This window comes from Escherichia sp. KTE114, from assembly GCF_000407765.1.
In the GTDB taxonomy this organism is placed as follows: Bacteria; Pseudomonadota; Gammaproteobacteria; order Enterobacterales; family Enterobacteriaceae; genus Escherichia; species Escherichia ruysiae.
In genome coordinates this window covers 2,820,222-2,836,881 of the sequence record NZ_KE136626.1, presented here as the reverse complement: position 1 = coordinate 2,836,881, position 16,660 = coordinate 2,820,222, and the positions used below count along the sequence as shown (strand labels likewise).

The 16,660-nt window shown below is 50.8% G+C and carries 11 protein-coding genes; 4 read left to right on the top strand and 7 right to left on the bottom strand.

Features of this window, described 5'->3' with window-relative positions; all coding sequences use genetic code 11:
* Positions 1 to 75: 75 nt before the first annotated feature.
* The 6 genes from rpsA to WC5_RS07755 form a co-directional block, all read right to left on the bottom strand.
* Positions 76 to 1,749, bottom strand: coding sequence for a 30S ribosomal protein S1 (gene rpsA / locus WC5_RS07730; RefSeq protein ID WP_000140327.1), 1,674 nt, complete (start codon positions 1,747 to 1,749; stop codon positions 76 to 78).
* A 110-nt stretch (positions 1,750 to 1,859) separates the two neighbouring features.
* Positions 1,860 to 2,543, bottom strand: coding sequence for a (d)CMP kinase (gene cmk, locus WC5_RS07735; RefSeq protein ID WP_000125014.1), 684 nt, complete (start codon positions 2,541 to 2,543; stop codon positions 1,860 to 1,862).
* Positions 2,544 to 2,715: 172 nt separating this feature from the next.
* Entirely contained in the window at positions 2,716 to 3,480 is a 765-nt protein-coding gene (gene ycaL / locus WC5_RS07740; protein WP_001295345.1) for a metallopeptidase YcaL, read from the bottom strand.
* A 168-nt stretch (positions 3,481 to 3,648) separates the two neighbouring features.
* The gene (aroA, locus tag WC5_RS07745) at positions 3,649 to 4,932 is read right to left on the bottom strand and encodes a 3-phosphoshikimate 1-carboxyvinyltransferase (RefSeq protein WP_000445175.1); all 1,284 of its coding nucleotides are present in this window, start codon (positions 4,930 to 4,932) and stop codon (positions 3,649 to 3,651) included.
* 70 nt (positions 4,933 to 5,002) lie between these two features.
* Complete coding sequence (serC, locus tag WC5_RS07750; protein ID WP_000057144.1) at positions 5,003 to 6,091, bottom strand: 3-phosphoserine/phosphohydroxythreonine transaminase; 1,089 nt, start codon at positions 6,089 to 6,091, stop codon at positions 5,003 to 5,005.
* 198 nt (positions 6,092 to 6,289) lie between these two features.
* A complete protein-coding gene (locus WC5_RS07755; protein ID WP_000642858.1) occupies positions 6,290 to 6,982 on the bottom strand; it encodes a DUF421 domain-containing protein in 693 nt (230 codons plus the stop codon).
* A gap of 129 nt (positions 6,983 to 7,111) precedes the next feature.
* On the opposite strand from WC5_RS07755, the gene ycaO reads away from it, so the two are divergent.
* From ycaO to pflA, 4 genes are all read left to right on the top strand, one after another.
* On the top strand, positions 7,112 to 8,872 hold the full coding sequence (gene ycaO / locus WC5_RS07760; protein ID WP_010349596.1) for a 30S ribosomal protein S12 methylthiotransferase accessory factor YcaO: 1,761 nt from the start codon (positions 7,112 to 7,114) through the stop codon (positions 8,870 to 8,872).
* A 405-nt stretch (positions 8,873 to 9,277) separates the two neighbouring features.
* A complete protein-coding gene (focA, locus tag WC5_RS25355) occupies positions 9,278 to 10,135 on the top strand; it encodes a formate transporter FocA (protein ID WP_000642546.1) in 858 nt (285 codons plus the stop codon).
* Between the two features lie 54 nt (positions 10,136 to 10,189).
* Positions 10,190 to 12,472, top strand: coding sequence for a formate C-acetyltransferase (gene pflB, locus WC5_RS07765; RefSeq protein WP_001292807.1), 2,283 nt, complete (start codon positions 10,190 to 10,192; stop codon positions 12,470 to 12,472).
* 191 nt (positions 12,473 to 12,663) lie between these two features.
* Positions 12,664 to 13,404, top strand: coding sequence for a pyruvate formate lyase 1-activating protein (gene pflA, locus WC5_RS07770; RefSeq protein WP_000111043.1), 741 nt, complete (start codon positions 12,664 to 12,666; stop codon positions 13,402 to 13,404).
* 134 nt (positions 13,405 to 13,538) lie between these two features.
* Here the strand turns inward: pflA and bcsC are convergent, their stop codons facing one another.
* Positions 13,539 to 16,646, bottom strand: coding sequence for a cellulose synthase complex outer membrane protein BcsC (bcsC, locus tag WC5_RS07775; protein ID WP_016231652.1), 3,108 nt, complete (start codon positions 16,644 to 16,646; stop codon positions 13,539 to 13,541).
* Between the last annotated feature and the right edge of the window lie 14 nt (positions 16,647 to 16,660).

Sequence of the window (16,660 nt, the reverse complement as noted above, 5' to 3'; positions counted from 1 at the left end):
ATTACAGGACGAAACCTGCAATCTGTCAAGTAAACTCAACAAACTTCGGAATAAAAATCCCGAAGAGTCAGAGAATTACTCGCCTTTAGCTGCTTTGAAAGCTTCAGCCATTGCGTTGTTGGAGAAGTTTGCATCTTCCTGTTTGTTAACAGTTGCGATTGCATCTTTCTCGTCAGCTTCGTCTTTCGCACGAACAGACAGGCTGATTGCGCGGTTTTTACGATCAACGCCGGTGAATTTAGCTTCAACTTCGTCGCCAACGCTCAGAACCAGGGTAGCGTCTTCAACGCGGTCACGGGATGCTTCAGAAGCACGCAGGTAACCTTCAACGCCGTCAGCCAGTTCTACGGTTGCGCCTTTAGCGTCAACTGCAGTTACTTTACCAGTTACGATAGCGCCTTTCTTGTTCAGAGCAACCCAGTTGTTGAACGGATCTTCTGCGAGCTGTTTAACGCCCAGGGAGATACGTTCACGTTCTGCGTCAACTTGCAGAACAACTGCAGCGATTTCGTCGCCTTTTTTGTATTCACGAACTGCTTCTTCGCCTGCAACGTTCCAGGAGATGTCAGACAGGTGAACCAGGCCGTCGATGCCGCCGTCCAGGCCGATGAAGATACCGAAGTCAGTGATAGACTTGATTTTACCTTCAACACGGTCGCCCTTGTTGTGGGTTTCCGCGAACTGCTGCCACGGGTTAGCTTTGCACTGTTTCAGACCCAGGGAGATACGACGACGTTCTTCGTCGATATCCAGAACCATAACTTCCACTACATCGCCAACGTTAACAACTTTAGACGGGTGGATGTTTTTGTTGGTCCAATCCATTTCGGAAACGTGTACCAGGCCTTCAACGCCTTCTTCGATTTCAACGAAGCAGCCGTAGTCGGTCAGGTTGGTCACGCGACCAGTCAGTTTAGTACCTTCCGGATAACGTTTAGCGATAGCTACCCACGGATCTTCGCCCAGCTGTTTCAGGCCCAGGGATACACGGGTACGTTCGCGGTCGAACTTCAGCACTTTAACAGTGATTTCGTCGCCCACGTTGACGATTTCGCTCGGATGCTTAACGCGTTTCCAGGCCATGTCAGTGATGTGCAGCAGGCCGTCAACGCCGCCCAGATCAACGAATGCACCGTAGTCAGTGAGGTTCTTAACGATACCTTTAACTTCCATGCCTTCCTGCAGGTTTTCCAGCAGCTGATCGCGCTCTGCGCTGTTTTCGGATTCGATAACGGCACGACGAGAAACAACAACGTTGTTGCGCTTCTGATCCAGCTTGATTACTTTGAATTCAAGCTCTTTGCCTTCCAGGTGCAGAGTGTCACGCACCGGACGAACGTCTACCAGAGAACCTGGCAGGAACGCACGAATACCGTTCAGCTCAACAGTGAAGCCGCCCTTAACTTTGCCGTTGATAACACCGGTAACAGTTTCAGCATCTTCGTAAGCTTTTTCCAGCGTGATCCAGGCTTCGTGACGTTTAGCTTTCTCACGGGACAGCAGAGTTTCACCGAAGCCGTCTTCTACTGCGTCCAGAGCAACGTCAACTTCGTCACCTACCTGGATTTCCAGCTCGCCCTGGGCGTTTTTGAACTGCTCAGCCGGGATGGCAGACTCAGATTTCAGACCAGCGTCAACCAGTACTACGTCTTTGTCGATAGCAACAACAACGCCACGAACGATAGAACCCGGGCGGGTTTCGATTTCTTTTAAGGACTCTTCAAAGAGTTGAGCAAAAGATTCAGTCATGTTTAATCTTCAGGTTTATATTTAACGTCCACCTGGCTCCGTGCCGGATGGGGTTGTTTAACATACCCGCTGTCATTCCATTGCAACGGGGGTACTGCAAATTCGGTCGCTTATGCGAGAGCCAATTTTTGGCGCGCGTAGTGTAACGCTTTTTCAATTACTTGCTCAATGCTTAAGGTGGTGGAATCCAACACTAAAGCATCGGCTGCCGGAACCAGAGGCGCTACCGCACGATTACGATCGCGGTCATCGCGTTCTTTGATCTCGGCCAAAAGGCGTTCAAAGTTAACACTAAAGCCCTTCTCCTGCAACTGTAGCATTCGGCGATGCGCACGTTCTTCCGAAGAGGCGTCAAGGAAAATTTTCACTGGCGCATCAGGGAATACCACTGTTCCCATGTCGCGGCCATCGGCAATCAGGCCTGGCAATTCACGAAACGCACGTTGGCGACGCAATAATGCTTCACGAACACGAGGAAATGCGGCGACTTGTGAAGCGGCATTCGCCACTTCCTGAGTACGAATTTCACCGCTGACATCTTCCCCTTCGAGGATCACTTCCAGATTGCCATTGGTCGACACAAAACGTACATCCAGGTGGGATGCTAGCGGCACCAGAGCGTCTTCTGACGCCACATCAACATGGTGATGTAATGCCGCCAGCGCCAGTACGCGATAAATTGCACCCGAGTCCAGCAGATGCCATTGCAACGCTTCCGCCATAGCCTTACACAAGGTGCCTTTCCCTGCACCGCTTGGGCCATCAATGGTAATAACCGGGGCAATTGCCGTCATCTTTATCTCCTTAAAACAGGCGTACCGTTAACATAACCGCGCGCATTATACGCGTCGGCGCCACAAATCGTTAACGTTGTGTGCAAAAACCAGTTTTGTCTGTATTCAGATGGGGATTTATTGCGCAATTATAGCGGGCTGGCAGAAGACCAGCCCGAAAGATGACAATGATTTACTTACCAGAGGCGATACGATCACGGATATGTTGCGCACGCTCTGTTGATGGTGGGTGAGAGTCAAACATGGACTGGGTACGACCGCCATCCAGGCTAGCCAGTTTTTCAAAGCTACCGACCAGTCCCTGGGTGCTGATGCCACGTTTCTTCAGCAGATCAAAGGAGAAATCATCTGCTTCAGACTCTTTATCGCGGGAGTATTTAGCATTGATAGCGCCTTCTGCGATATCACCTAATTGTGAACGGGAAAGCTGGGAAGCAACACCGCTGGTGGCGGAAATAGCATCACGTGCGGCAACGATCGCATAAGAGGCTTTCATTTCAGCCAGCGAGTGACCCAACGCAACGTGCCCCAGTTCATGACCCAGAACCCCTTCAATTTCGTTGTCGTTCATCATGTCCATCAAGCCACTGTAGACACGTACACAGCCGTTCGCCATCGCCCATGCGTTGACGTCGCTGGTCATATAAACCTTATAGTTGACCGGCGTGCCGTTAATATTGTTACCCAATGCTTTGGCGATTTTTGCCAGACGTTTACCGTACTTGCTGGATTTACTTGCGACTTGATTGCCGCTGTCCATTTCGGCACAGCCCTGATTGGCAATCGCTTTTGCATCGGCATCGCTTAACGTTGCTGCTTTATATGCATTTAAACCGGAGCTGATAGCCATATTGGTATCAATACCGTGGGTATTTTGACACCCTGTCAGTAATGCTGCAGAGGTCGCAATCGCCAGCAGTAATTTAGTATTCTTCATGTGAATCATCCGTTGATTAATCATATATAAATATTATGTATCAACAACTTACATTGACAGTTAACGCTACCATCAATAAAAATGGTTCACAATGTCCGAAAAAAAACGCCGACAATGCGCCGACGTTTTGATAAAGAAAGATTTGGCTATTTATTGCCCGTTCTTCATTCAGGCTGCCTGGCTAATCCGCGCCAGTTGCTCGAAATAATCCGGAAATGTTTTGGCCGTACATTTTGGGTCAAGAATCGTCACCGGCGTATCTGACAAGGCCACCAGCGAGAAACACATCGCCATGCGGTGATCGTTATAAGTGGCGATCTCGGCAAAGTTCAGTTTTTCCGGCGGCGTAATGCGAATGAAGTCATGCCCCTCTTCCACTTCAGCCCCCACTTTTCGCAGTTCAGTCGCCATCGCAAAAAGACGATCCGTCTCTTTAACGCGCCAGTTATAAATATTACGCAGCGTTGTGGTGCCTTTCGCAAACAGCGCCGCCGTCGCGATAGTCATCGCCGCATCGGGAATATGGTTCATATCCATATCGATAGCGTTCAGTTCACCACGAGTGCAGGAAATATAATCATCGCCCCAGCTAATGGCCGCCCCCATTTTTTCCAGCACATCAGCAAAGCGAATATCACCCTGCATACTGTTGCGTCCAATGCCGGTCACTTTTACAGTGCCACCTTTGATCGCTGCTGCGGCAAGGAAGTAAGACGCAGAGGAGGCATCGCCTTCTACCAAATAAGTCCCCGGTGACTGATAAGACTGCCCGCCTTTTACGACAAATTTTTGATAGTGCTGATTTTCAATTTCAACACCAAACGTCTTCATCAGGTTGAGCGTGATGTCGATATAAGGTTTAGAAACCAGTTCACCTTTAATACGAATAACCGTATCTTCCGGCGCAAGCGGCGCGGTCATTAACAGTGCGGTAAGGAACTGGCTGGAAACGGAGCCATCAACTTCTACGTTGCCCCCCACAAAACCACCCTGTAAACGCAGCGGTGGGTAGTTTTCTTGTTCCAGGTAAGTAATTTTCGCCCCGCCCTGGAGCAGCGCATCCACCAGATGACCGATCGGGCGCTCTTTCATACGCGGCTCACCAGTCAGGACAATATCATTACTTCCCAGACAAAGTGCTGCCGCCAGCGGGCGCATCGCAGTGCCCGCATTACCAAGGAACAACTCCAGCGCATTTTCTGCGTCTAATGGACCGCCGTTACCGATGATTTCGCAGCGCGTACGATCGGCAGAAAGCGTATAGCTCACCCCCAATGCCTGCAACGCATTCAGCATATGACGAACATCATCGCTATCCAGCAGATTGGTTAATACTGTTTTGCCGTGTGCTAATGCCGCCAGCAATAAAGCGCGGTTAGAAACGCTCTTGGAACCAGGCAGATTAATAGTGCCATCGACACGGGCGATGGGGTGTAACGTCAGGGATTCCATGAACTCAACTCTCTACAACAGAAATAAAAACCCCACAGGCTGGCTGTGGGGATTAAGCAAAATTTCGGCATTAGCCGTGACGGCGTTCGAACTCAACCATGAAGTCTGTCAGAGCTTTAACGCCTTCCAGCGGCATCGCGTTATAAATAGACGCGCGCATTCCGCCGACCACACGATGACCTTTCAGCGCATGAAGGCCAGCCGCAAAAGACTCTTCAAGGAACAATTTGTCGAGCGCACTGTCCGCCAACTGGAACGGCACGTTCATCCGCGAACGGTTAGCTTTCGCCACATCATTACGGTAGAAATCGCTGTTATCAATCACGCCATACAGCAGTTCTGCTTTTTGCTGATTGATATTATCCATTGCAGCCACACCACCGTTCGCTTTTAGCCATTTGAAGACCAGGCCAGATAAGTACCAGGCAAACGTAGGCGGTGTGTTAAACATGGAGTCGTTATCGTTGAGGATGGAATAATCCAGAATCGACGGGCAGGCGATATTTGCTTTACCCAGCAAGTCTTCGCGAACAATAACGATCGTCAGGCCAGCCGGGCCGATATTTTTCTGCGCACCAGCGTAAATCACGCCGTAACGGCTGACATCAATCGGACGGGAAAGAATCGTTGAAGAGAAGTCGGCAGCGACCACCACATCTTTACCGAAGTCTGGCGTTTCGTCGATGGCGATACCGTCGATGGTTTCATTCGGGCAGTAATGCATATAAGCAGCATTATCAGAGAGTTGCCATTCACGCATTGGCTTAACCGCGCGCAGGCCATCAACAGTCACTTTGGCGTCAAACACATTTGGCGTGCAGTATTTTTTCGCTTCTTTGATGGCGCTTGCCGCCCAGTAGCCTGCATCAACATAATCTGCTGTGGTTTTATCACCAAGAATATTCAGAGGTACAGCAGCAAACTGACCGCGACCGCCGCCGTGGCAGAATAATACTTTGTAGTTGGAGGGGACGTTAAGAAGATCGCGAAAATCCTTCTCGGCTTCCTCTGCAACCTGAATGAACTCTTTGCCACGGTGGCTCACTTCCATCACCGACGTGCCAAGACCGTTCCAGTCGCGCAGTTCCTGTTGAGCCTGTTTAAGCACCTCTGCCGGTAACATTGCCGGACCAGAACTAAAATTGAAGATTTGAGCCATTTCCCCTCACCACGTTGCGTTGCTATTAACCCCCGGTCAATCGATTGCGACCGCAGGTAATACGTTATTCCTGTGGCTATCGGTTTTATCATTCAGTGACACGCATCGCAATGGGTAAAACCGTTGCGCGCAAAAATGCGGCACGCGTCACACAATATAAAATATCGAATCATTATCAAAAAACCGATGTTTTTGCTGTCAGGTCACCCGTTTTACCCGACTTGCCTTCGTCCATTCTGGATTTGCACAGCGCGGACATAATTGTTTTTCACCCGCGTTCATGTGAATGATTTCACTGCAACGGATGCAGGCATAGTCCGCCGACTCCGGCACCACTTTATAACGTTGGGTACAATCACTGGGTAAAATAAGCAACCCCGGCTTCACCTTGTCATCTTCAAAGAAATAGACGCTGATTTCACCGTTGGTTTCAAGAATAGCCAGGCGTACCTGTCCAAGTTGTTCCACACCACGCAGTCGCAGCTCCATAAAAAACTCAAATTCCGTCATGTTGGAGTTATTGAGTTTCGACCAGGCCAGTTCGCCATCTTCAATAATGACAACCGGCTTGCCTTCCAGCAGATCTTCCAGTTTCTCACTGTGCGCCATCAGCCACATCACCAGGCGGTATAACAACGCCAGGGTAATGAAGACGATAAGCACCGGAATCATCGGCACATCGTCGTAAAACGCCACATCCCCTGCAGCTGACCCCAGCGTCAGAATGATTAACACTTCAAATAGCGACATTTGCCGCACTCCACGCCTTCCTGTCATTTTAAGAAACAGAAAGACCAGAACAAAGGTATAGAGGCTCCGTAGAGCGACTTCGCCAAGAAAATCCAGCGGCACTTTATCGAATGCCATACGGTGGAGATCGAACGCCTTCATTTTTATGCTCTTATCGTAATTTATCCGCTAAAAGCATAGTCAACAGTTCACCGGCGTGGCGGCGGTGATAGCGCCTTTGAGATAAAACCCGTATTATTGCGCGCTTTCCGTACGACTAAAGTGATTTTCATGACACAAACATTTATCCCCGGCAAAGATGCCGCCCTGGAAGATTCCATCGCTCGCTTCCAGCAAAAACTCTCCGACCTCGGTTTTCAGATTGAAGAAGCTTCCTGGCTGAATCCAGTGCCTAACGTCTGGTCTGTACATATTCGCGACAAAGAGTGCGCACTGTGTTTTACCAACGGTAAAGGCGCAACCAAAAAAGCGGCGCTGGCTTCTGCCCTGGGCGAATATTTCGAGCGTCTCTCAACCAACTACTTTTTTGCTGATTTCTGGCTGGGCGAAACTATCGCCAATGGTCCGTTCGTCCATTATCCCAACGAAAAATGGTTTCCACTGACTGAAAACGACGATGTGCCGGAAGGTTTGCTGGATGAACGTCTGCGTGCATTTTACGACCCGGAAAATGAACTGACCGGCAGTATGCTGATTGATCTGCAATCCGGTAATGAAGATCGCGGTATATGTGGCCTGCCGTTTACGCGCCAGTCTGACAATCAGACCGTTTATATTCCGATGAATATTATCGGTAACCTGTACGTTTCCAACGGTATGTCCGCCGGTAATACCCGCAACGAAGCGCGCGTTCAGGGATTGTCCGAAGTTTTCGAACGCTACGTGAAAAACCGCATTATTGCTGAAAGCATCAGCTTGCCGGAGATCCCGGCAGATGTGCTTGCACGTTATCCGGCTGTAGTTGAAGCGATCGAAACACTGGAAGCGGAAGGTTTCCCAATCTTTGCTTATGACGGCTCGCTTGGCGGTCAGTATCCCGTGATCTGCGTCGTACTGTTCAACCCGACCAATGGTACTTGTTTTGCCTCCTTCGGCGCGCATCCTGATTTTGGCGTTGCACTGGAACGTACCGTGACCGAGCTGCTGCAAGGTCGTAGCCTGAAGGATCTGGATGTGTTTACTCCGCCGACCTTCGATGATGAAGAAGTCGCCGAACATACTAACCTCGAAACGCACTTTATCGATTCCAGCGGTTTGATCTCCTGGGATCTTTTCAAACAAGATGCCGATTATCCGTTTGTGGACTGGAATTTCTCTGGCACCACTGAAGAAGAGTTTGCCACGCTGATGGCTATCTTCAACAAAGAGGATAAAGAAGTTTATATTGCCGATTACGAGCATCTGGGCGTTTATGCTTGCCGCATTATCGTGCCGGGTATGTCCGATATTTATCCGGCGGAAGATCTGTGGCTGGCAAATAACAGTATGGGCAGCCATTTACGTGAAACGATCCTTTCGTTACCAGGCAGTGAGTGGGAAAAAGAAGATTACCTGAACCTCATCGAGCAACTGGATGAAGAAGGTTTTGACGACTTTACCCGCGTGCGTGAGCTGTTAGGTCTGGCGACCGGACCAGATAACGGCTGGTACACTCTGCGTATCGGTGAATTAAAAGCAATGCTAGCACTGGCTGGCGGCGATATGGAACAAGCTCTGATCTGGACTGAATGGACGATGGAGTTTAACTCATCGGTGTTCAGTCCGGAACGCGCCAACTATTATCGCTGCCTGCAAACATTGTTATTGCTGGCGCAGGAAGAAGATCGCCAGCCGCTGCAATATCTGAATGCCTTCGTTCGTATGTACGGCGCAGATGCGGTAGAAGCAGCCAGTGCGGCAATGAGTGGCGAAGCGGCGTTTTATGGCTTGCAACCGGTAGATAGCGATCTGCACGCATTTGCGGCGCATCAGTCGTTGTTAAAAGCCTACGAAAAGCTGCAGCGCGCCAAAGCGGCATTCTGGGCAAAATAAAATCAAATAGCCTACGCAATGTAGGCTTAATGATTTGGCTGAGTTATATTACGGGGCGTTTTTTTAATGCCCCGCTTTACATATATTTGCATTAATAAAATAATTGTAATTACAAGGTTAAATATCGGTAATTTATATTTAATAAATACGATCGATATTGTTAGTTTATTTGCCTGTTGCTCCCTTTTAATTAACTGTTTTAGCGGAGGATGCGGAAAAAATTCAACTCATTTGTTAATTTTTAAAATTTATTTTTATTTGGATAATCAAATACTTACTCCGTATTTGCATAAAAACCATGCGAGTTACGGGCCTATAAGCCAGGCGAGATATGATCTATATCAATTTCTCATCTATAATGCTTTGTTAGTATCTCGTCGCCGACTTAATAAAGAGAGAGTTAGTGTGAAAGCTGACAACCCTTTTGATCTTTTACTTCCTGCAGCAATGGCCAAAGTGGCCGAAGAGGCAGGTGTCTATAAAGCAACGAAACATCCGCTTAAGACTTTCTATCTGGCGATTACCGCCGGTGTTTTCATCTCAATCGCATTCGTCTTCTATATCACAGCAACTACTGGCACAGGCACAATGCCCTTTGGCATGGCCAAACTGGTTGGCGGCATTTGCTTCTCTCTGGGGCTGATTCTTTGTGTTGTCTGCGGAGCCGATCTCTTTACTTCCACAGTGTTGATTGTTGTTGCCAAGGCGAGTGGGCGCATCACCTGGGGCCAGTTGGCGAAAAACTGGCTGAACGTCTATTTTGGCAACCTGGTCGGCGCGTTGTTATTTGTGCTTTTAATGTGGCTTTCCGGCGAGTATATGACCGCCAATGGTCAATGGGGACTTAACGTCCTACAAACCGCCGACCACAAAGTGCACCATACTTTTATTGAGGCGGTTTGCCTCGGTATCCTGGCTAACCTGATGGTATGCCTGGCGGTATGGATGAGCTATTCTGGCCGCAGCCTGATGGACAAAGCGTTTATCATGGTGCTGCCGGTCGCGATGTTTGTTGCCAGCGGTTTTGAGCACAGTATCGCAAACATGTTTATGATCCCGATGGGTATTGTAATCCGCGACTTCGCATCTCCGGAATTCTGGACCGCTGTCGGTTCAGCACCGGAAAATTTTTCTCACCTGACCGTGATGAACTTCATCACTGATAACCTGATTCCGGTTACGATCGGTAATATTATCGGCGGTGGTTTGTTGGTTGGGTTGACATACTGGGTCATTTACCTGCGTGAAAACGATCACCATTAATGGTTGTCGAAGTACGCAGTAAATAAAAAATCCACTTAAGAAGGTAGGTGTTACATGTCCGAGCTTAATGAAAAGTTAGCCACAGCCTGGGAAGGTTTTACCAAAGGTGACTGGCAGAATGAAGTAAACGTCCGTGACTTCATTCAGAAAAACTACACTCCGTATGAGGGTGACGAGTCCTTCCTGGCTGGCGCTACTGAAGCGACCACTTCCCTGTGGGACAAAGTAATGGAAGGCGTTAAACTGGAAAACCGCACTCACGCGCCAGTTGACTTTGACACCGCTGTTGCTTCCACCATCACTTCTCACGACGCTGGCTACATCAACAAGCAGCTTGAGAAAATCGTTGGTCTGCAGACTGAAGCTCCGCTGAAACGTGCTCTTATCCCGTTCGGTGGTATCAAAATGATCGAAGGTTCCTGCAAAGCGTACAACCGCGAACTGGATCCGATGATCAAAAAAATCTTCACTGAATACCGTAAAACTCACAACCAGGGCGTGTTCGACGTTTACACTCCGGACATCCTGCGTTGCCGTAAATCTGGTGTTCTGACCGGTCTGCCAGATGCTTATGGCCGTGGTCGTATCATCGGTGACTACCGTCGCGTTGCGCTGTACGGTATCGACTACCTGATGAAAGACAAACTGGCACAGTTCACCTCTCTGCAGGCTGATCTGGAAAACGGCGTAAACCTGGAACAGACCATCCGTCTGCGCGAAGAAATCGCTGAACAGCACCGCGCTCTGGGTCAGATGAAAGAAATGGCTGCTAAATACGGCTACGACATCTCTGGTCCGGCTACCAACGCTCAGGAAGCTATCCAGTGGACTTACTTCGGCTACCTGGCTGCTGTTAAGTCTCAAAACGGTGCTGCAATGTCCTTCGGTCGTACTTCCACCTTCCTGGATGTGTACATCGAACGCGACCTGAAAGCTGGCAAGATCACCGAACAAGAAGCGCAGGAAATGGTTGACCACCTGGTCATGAAACTGCGTATGGTTCGCTTCCTGCGTACTCCGGAGTACGATGAACTGTTCTCTGGCGACCCGATCTGGGCAACCGAATCTATCGGTGGTATGGGCCTCGACGGTCGTACCCTGGTTACCAAAAACAGCTTCCGTTTCCTGAACACCCTGTACACCATGGGTCCGTCTCCGGAACCGAACATGACCATTCTGTGGTCTGAAAAACTGCCGCTGAACTTCAAGAAATTCGCCGCTAAAGTGTCCATCGACACCTCTTCTCTGCAGTATGAGAACGATGACCTGATGCGTCCGGACTTCAACAACGATGACTACGCTATCGCTTGCTGCGTAAGCCCGATGATCGTTGGTAAGCAAATGCAGTTCTTCGGTGCGCGTGCAAACCTGGCGAAAACCATGCTGTACGCAATCAACGGCGGTGTTGATGAAAAACTGAAAATGCAGGTTGGTCCGAAATCTGAACCGATCAAAGGCGATCTCCTGAACTACGATGAAGTGATGGAACGCATGGATCACTTCATGGACTGGCTGGCTAAACAGTACATCACTGCACTGAACATCATCCACTACATGCACGACAAGTACAGCTACGAAGCCTCTCTGATGGCGCTGCACGACCGTGACGTTATCCGCACCATGGCGTGTGGTATCGCTGGTCTGTCCGTTGCTGCTGACTCCCTGTCTGCAATCAAATATGCGAAAGTTAAACCGATTCGTGACGAAGACGGTCTGGCTATCGACTTCGAAATCGAAGGCGAATACCCGCAGTTTGGTAACAACGATCCGCGTGTAGATGACCTGGCTGTTGATCTGGTAGAACGTTTCATGAAGAAAATTCAGAAACTGCACACCTACCGTGACGCTATCCCGACTCAGTCTGTTCTGACCATCACTTCTAACGTTGTGTATGGTAAGAAAACCGGTAACACCCCAGACGGTCGTCGTGCTGGCGCGCCGTTCGGACCGGGTGCTAACCCGATGCACGGTCGTGACCAGAAAGGTGCTGTAGCGTCTCTGACTTCCGTTGCTAAACTGCCGTTCGCCTACGCTAAAGATGGTATCTCCTACACCTTCTCTATCGTTCCGAACGCACTGGGTAAAGACGACGAAGTTCGTAAGACCAACCTGGCAGGTCTGATGGATGGTTACTTCCACCACGAAGCGTCCATCGAAGGTGGTCAACACCTGAACGTGAACGTGATGAACCGTGAAATGCTGCTCGACGCGATGGAAAACCCGGAAAAATATCCGCAGCTGACCATCCGTGTATCTGGCTACGCAGTACGTTTCAACTCGCTGACTAAAGAACAGCAGCAGGACGTTATTACTCGTACCTTCACTCAGTCTATGTAATTAGATTTGACTGAAATCGTACAGTAAAAAGCGTACAATAAAGGCTCCACGAAAGTGGGGCCTTTTTTAGCAAGAGAGCCTTTTTTGTCAGCTATCTATACTTTAAGGTAACTGCCAAAACAGACTCGACGTAGCCTTCGAGCTGCGCACCAACACGGCCTCAGATGGGCCACATCTGGAGAAACACCGCAATGTCAGTTATTGGTCGCATTCACTCCTTTGAATCCTGTGGAACCGTAGACGGCCCGGGTATTCGCTTTATCACCTTTTTCCAGGGCTGCCTGATGCGCTGCCTGTATTGTCATAACCGCGACACCTGGGATACGCATGGCGGTAAAGAAGTTACCGTTGAAGATTTAATGAAGGAAGTGGTGACCTATCGCCACTTTATGAACGCTTCCGGCGGCGGCGTTACCGCATCCGGTGGTGAAGCAATCCTGCAAGCCGAGTTCGTTCGCGACTGGTTCCGCGCCTGCAAAAAAGAAGGCATTCATACCTGTCTGGACACTAACGGTTTTGTTCGTCGTTACGATCCAGTAATTGATGAACTTCTGGAAGTGACCGACCTGGTAATGCTCGATCTCAAACAGATGAACGACGAAATCCACCAGAATCTGGTAGGCGTTTCCAACCATCGTACACTCGAGTTTGCTAAATATCTGGCGAACAAAAATGTGAAAGTCTGGATACGTTATGTCGTAGTACCTGGCTGGTCTGACGATGACGATTCAGCTCATCGCCTCGGTGAATTTACTCGCGATATGGGTAACGTCGAAAAAATCGAGCTCCTCCCCTACCATGAGTTAGGCAAACATAAGTGGGTGGCGATGGGCGAAGAGTACAAACTCGACGGTGTGAAACCACCGAAAAAAGAAACCATGGAGCGAGTGAAAGGGATTCTTGAGCAATATGGTCATAAAGTGATGTTCTAAAACATCATGTGCAGGCTGAATTCCGACCTGCCACCCCTTCCTTTAGTAGTAATCAGTAAATCAGCGTTGAGAACATGCTCGACGCTGATTTACTGGATATAATTTCCGAGTTTTAACCTTCTGATTCTACCTCGTTACCAGTCGGCGTAAGGTATCAGCGGCTGCGGCGGTAAATCCATGTCGCCCTGCCATCCGGCGGCGGAATACCGCACGTAGAGCAGGAAATGGCTGGGCGCATAATCTTTCGCCTGCTGGATATCAATCGCCGTGCCGACAAACCAGTTGGACGTGACGCGACGCTCAAGTAACGCCCGCGCCGTGTAGCCAAAGCCCTGACTGCTGCCGCCGGCGTTGGTCTGGCTGGCGGCATCCTCTTTCCAGTCCGTCGGGATCAGGTTCATCAGCGGATAACGCGGCATGGTTTTGGTGCGTGAATGCGACCACGAGCCAGACGCGCCCAGCTCCCACGACCAGTTTTCCGTCCGCTCACGCCACATCACCGGTATGGCAAACGACAGGTATTCCTGCGGGCTGTAGTAACCGCCCTGACCGAGTGAGTAGCCACTCAGGTCTTTGTCATAATGCCAGATCATATTGTTCAGACCGATTGTGACGCGGCGATTGTTCTGGTTGATGACCTTATAGTAATAGCCCGTCATCCAGCGCACACGCCAGTTATCTTCGACATTTTTACCTGTTAACTGGTCGCCACTAAGCGATGCCCAGACACCGTTTGCTTCACCTTTATCGTAGCTCAGACTTAGCCCCACACCGTCGGCACGCACGCCGCCCCATTTTTTCCCGGTATTACCCGGGGAGTCTTTTTGCCCGCCAAAGGCCAGCAAAGAACTGGAGATAGGCCGACGGTGGGCGTTAACGGTGTAACCAAGCGGCCCGATATCATCGCTGTAACTGATGCCGCCGACCACATCCACCACGTTGAAGCCCATCGGCGTGGTACCGATATCCCAGCTCCAGACGTCATTTCGCCAGCCGACCGCCACGCTGGCACCGGAGTCCGACTGGCTGCGGTTGCCACTACAGTCCTGTAATGTACAGGTGCCCCAGTTGTCATCCCATTTGCCATCGGCATTAGTGGAGAAACTGCCGACGTTCATATTGACGAAATCACTGCGAAAGAACATCCGTCCGTCAGAATACGGTGCATCCACCTGCAACATGGTGGTGTGCGCTTTCAGGTCGGAGTAACCACCGGTGCCGCTCGAGCCCCAGTAATCATGCTCAAGGGTGACGTTAAGATCCTGCTGGCGATAGAGATCTGCCGCATCGCTGCGCACGCCGCGCTTCAGCCAGTCATCTTTCTCGTCGTTACGGGTCAGACGGGTAAAGGTGTCGTTATCCTGCGGACGCGTCGGCGTCACACCGGATGCGACCATCGCGTCTTTGTAGGTTTCCAGCGCCTGCTTTGGCTCGCCCGCCTGCGCTTCAAACCTTGCACCATCACGCAGTACCATCGCACTTTCCATCGACGGTGGCTGAGATTTTGCCTGCGGGATCAGCTTGTTAAACGTCTGCTGCGCCGCTGCGGTATCGCCAAGCTGCGCCTGTACCAGCGCCACGCGCCGCTGTGTATTCAGTGAGGTATTGTCAGTGGCGGGCAGTTTCGCCAGCTGGCTGCGTGCCGCCGCTTTGTCGCCGGCAGCGATATCCACTTCTGTCAGGCCAAGAATGGCATCAACGTTAGCTGGCTCCCGCGTCAGGACATTCTGATACGCCGCGCGGGCAGCGGTGTCATCACGTCGCTGCTGTGCCCAGTCTGCCAGGGTGAGGTCAATGCGCGTGGACGGCGGCTGCTGGCGCAGCATCGCTTCCGCTTCTGCCTCTTTACCGCTTTCACGCAGGCGGCTGGCGGTTTCCAGTACCTGATCGCTTTGCAGGCGGTTTGCCAGTTCCTGAATATTGCTGTTCCACTGCGCGCGCGGCAGGCTGTTGATATGCGCCAGCGCGGCTCTGTCCTGGTCGTGACCGGAAAGATACAGTCCGTAAGCGTAAACCTGCTCCGGGTCGTTCGGCTTCTGTTGCGCCAGGCTGCGCATTAACGTATCGGCCTGGCTGCGTTGCCCGGCCTGCCAGAGATCCTGCGAAAGCCGGTAAGTAATCCACACACTGCCGGGATCGAGCGCCAGTCGCTGACGCTGAAGTGCTGCCGCCTGCGCCCATTTACCCTGATTTTCCAGTGCCTCCGCCTGCTGTGATAAGCGGTCGTTTTGCAGGCTGCGTTCGATGTCATCAACGCTGCGCCGCTGGCTGGCAGAAAGCGAGGCAATAAACGCTTCGGCTTTTTCCGGCGACTGCTGGCGATAAAGATTCGCCAGCCCGCGCACGGCGTTGGTGTTGCTGCTGTCCATACGCAAGGTCTGCTGATAATAGCGTTCGGCAGCGGGGTAATCTTTACGTGCCATCGCCACATCACCCAGCCCCAGTACCGCATAGCTGTCGGCGTTATCGACATTGCGCGCCTGCTGGAACAGGCGTTCTGCCCGGTCGGGATTATTGGCTTTCAGCGCAGCATCGCCCTGCTGGATCGCCAGCCAGTAGCGGTTCACCTTCAGCAGACTGTTCCATTTGTCGTTGTTGCTGCTGTTCGGATCCAGCGCGAGGGCTTTTTCCAGATTCGCCACCGCATTAGCGCGATCGCCATTCTGGGAATACGCCTGCCCCAGCGCCCCAAATATGGCACCAGAGTCAGGGTTATCAATATTAAGTATGTTCAACTGACGAATCGCTTCGTTGCGACGGGAGGCAATTTGCGTCATTGCCCCCCAGTATTCCAGCGCCATTTCGATATCTGGCGGTGCCCCGTTAAATAGCTTGTCGTAACTGTCGATAGCCTCTTTATGTCGCCCGGAGATAGCTTGTAAGCGTGCCATTTGCAGTGCCTGACGCCCCTCAGGCGAAGAAAGTCGCATGGCCGTGCGCGATGCTTTATATATTTTTGAATCAGGGGCGAGCAGGGAAAGTCTGGCAAGTTGTTTTTGCGCGCCTTCAATATCCCCCTTACGCATCAGATAGCGAAAACGCGCCGCAACGACATCTGGATTATCAGGTTCCGCCAATTCAAGGCGATAAAGCGACTGTTCGACCAGATCTTCACGGTGAATGTCTTCGCCCAACCGAATCTGCGCCATTAACAGCTTATGTGCAGTTGGTGTGGCTTTCGCCATCGACATTACCGCCAAACCAAGGGATATTGTGAGTAAATTTAAGGTGAATTTGTACATGCCTGCCTCAATCA

What these genes read in the sequence shown, in the direction of transcription:
- pflB (WP_001292807.1), top strand. Translation starts at nt 10,190, where the DNA reads ATGTCCGAGCTTAATGAAAAGTTAGCCACAGCCTGGGAAGGTTTTACC.
- bcsC (WP_016231652.1), bottom strand. Translation starts at nt 16,646, where the DNA reads ATGTACAAATTCACCTTAAATTTACTCACAATATCCCTTGGTTTGGCG.
- aroA (WP_000445175.1), bottom strand. Translation starts at nt 4,932, where the DNA reads ATGGAATCCCTGACGTTACACCCCATCGCCCGTGTCGATGGCACTATT.
- WC5_RS07755 (WP_000642858.1), bottom strand. Translation starts at nt 6,982, where the DNA reads ATGAAGGCGTTCGATCTCCACCGTATGGCATTCGATAAAGTGCCGCTG.
- pflA (WP_000111043.1), top strand. Translation starts at nt 12,664, where the DNA reads ATGTCAGTTATTGGTCGCATTCACTCCTTTGAATCCTGTGGAACCGTA.
- ycaO (WP_010349596.1), top strand. Translation starts at nt 7,112, where the DNA reads ATGACACAAACATTTATCCCCGGCAAAGATGCCGCCCTGGAAGATTCC.
- cmk (WP_000125014.1), bottom strand. Translation starts at nt 2,543, where the DNA reads ATGACGGCAATTGCCCCGGTTATTACCATTGATGGCCCAAGCGGTGCA.
- rpsA (WP_000140327.1), bottom strand. Translation starts at nt 1,749, where the DNA reads ATGACTGAATCTTTTGCTCAACTCTTTGAAGAGTCCTTAAAAGAAATC.
- serC (WP_000057144.1), bottom strand. Translation starts at nt 6,091, where the DNA reads ATGGCTCAAATCTTCAATTTTAGTTCTGGTCCGGCAATGTTACCGGCA.
- ycaL (WP_001295345.1), bottom strand. Translation starts at nt 3,480, where the DNA reads ATGAAGAATACTAAATTACTGCTGGCGATTGCGACCTCTGCAGCATTA.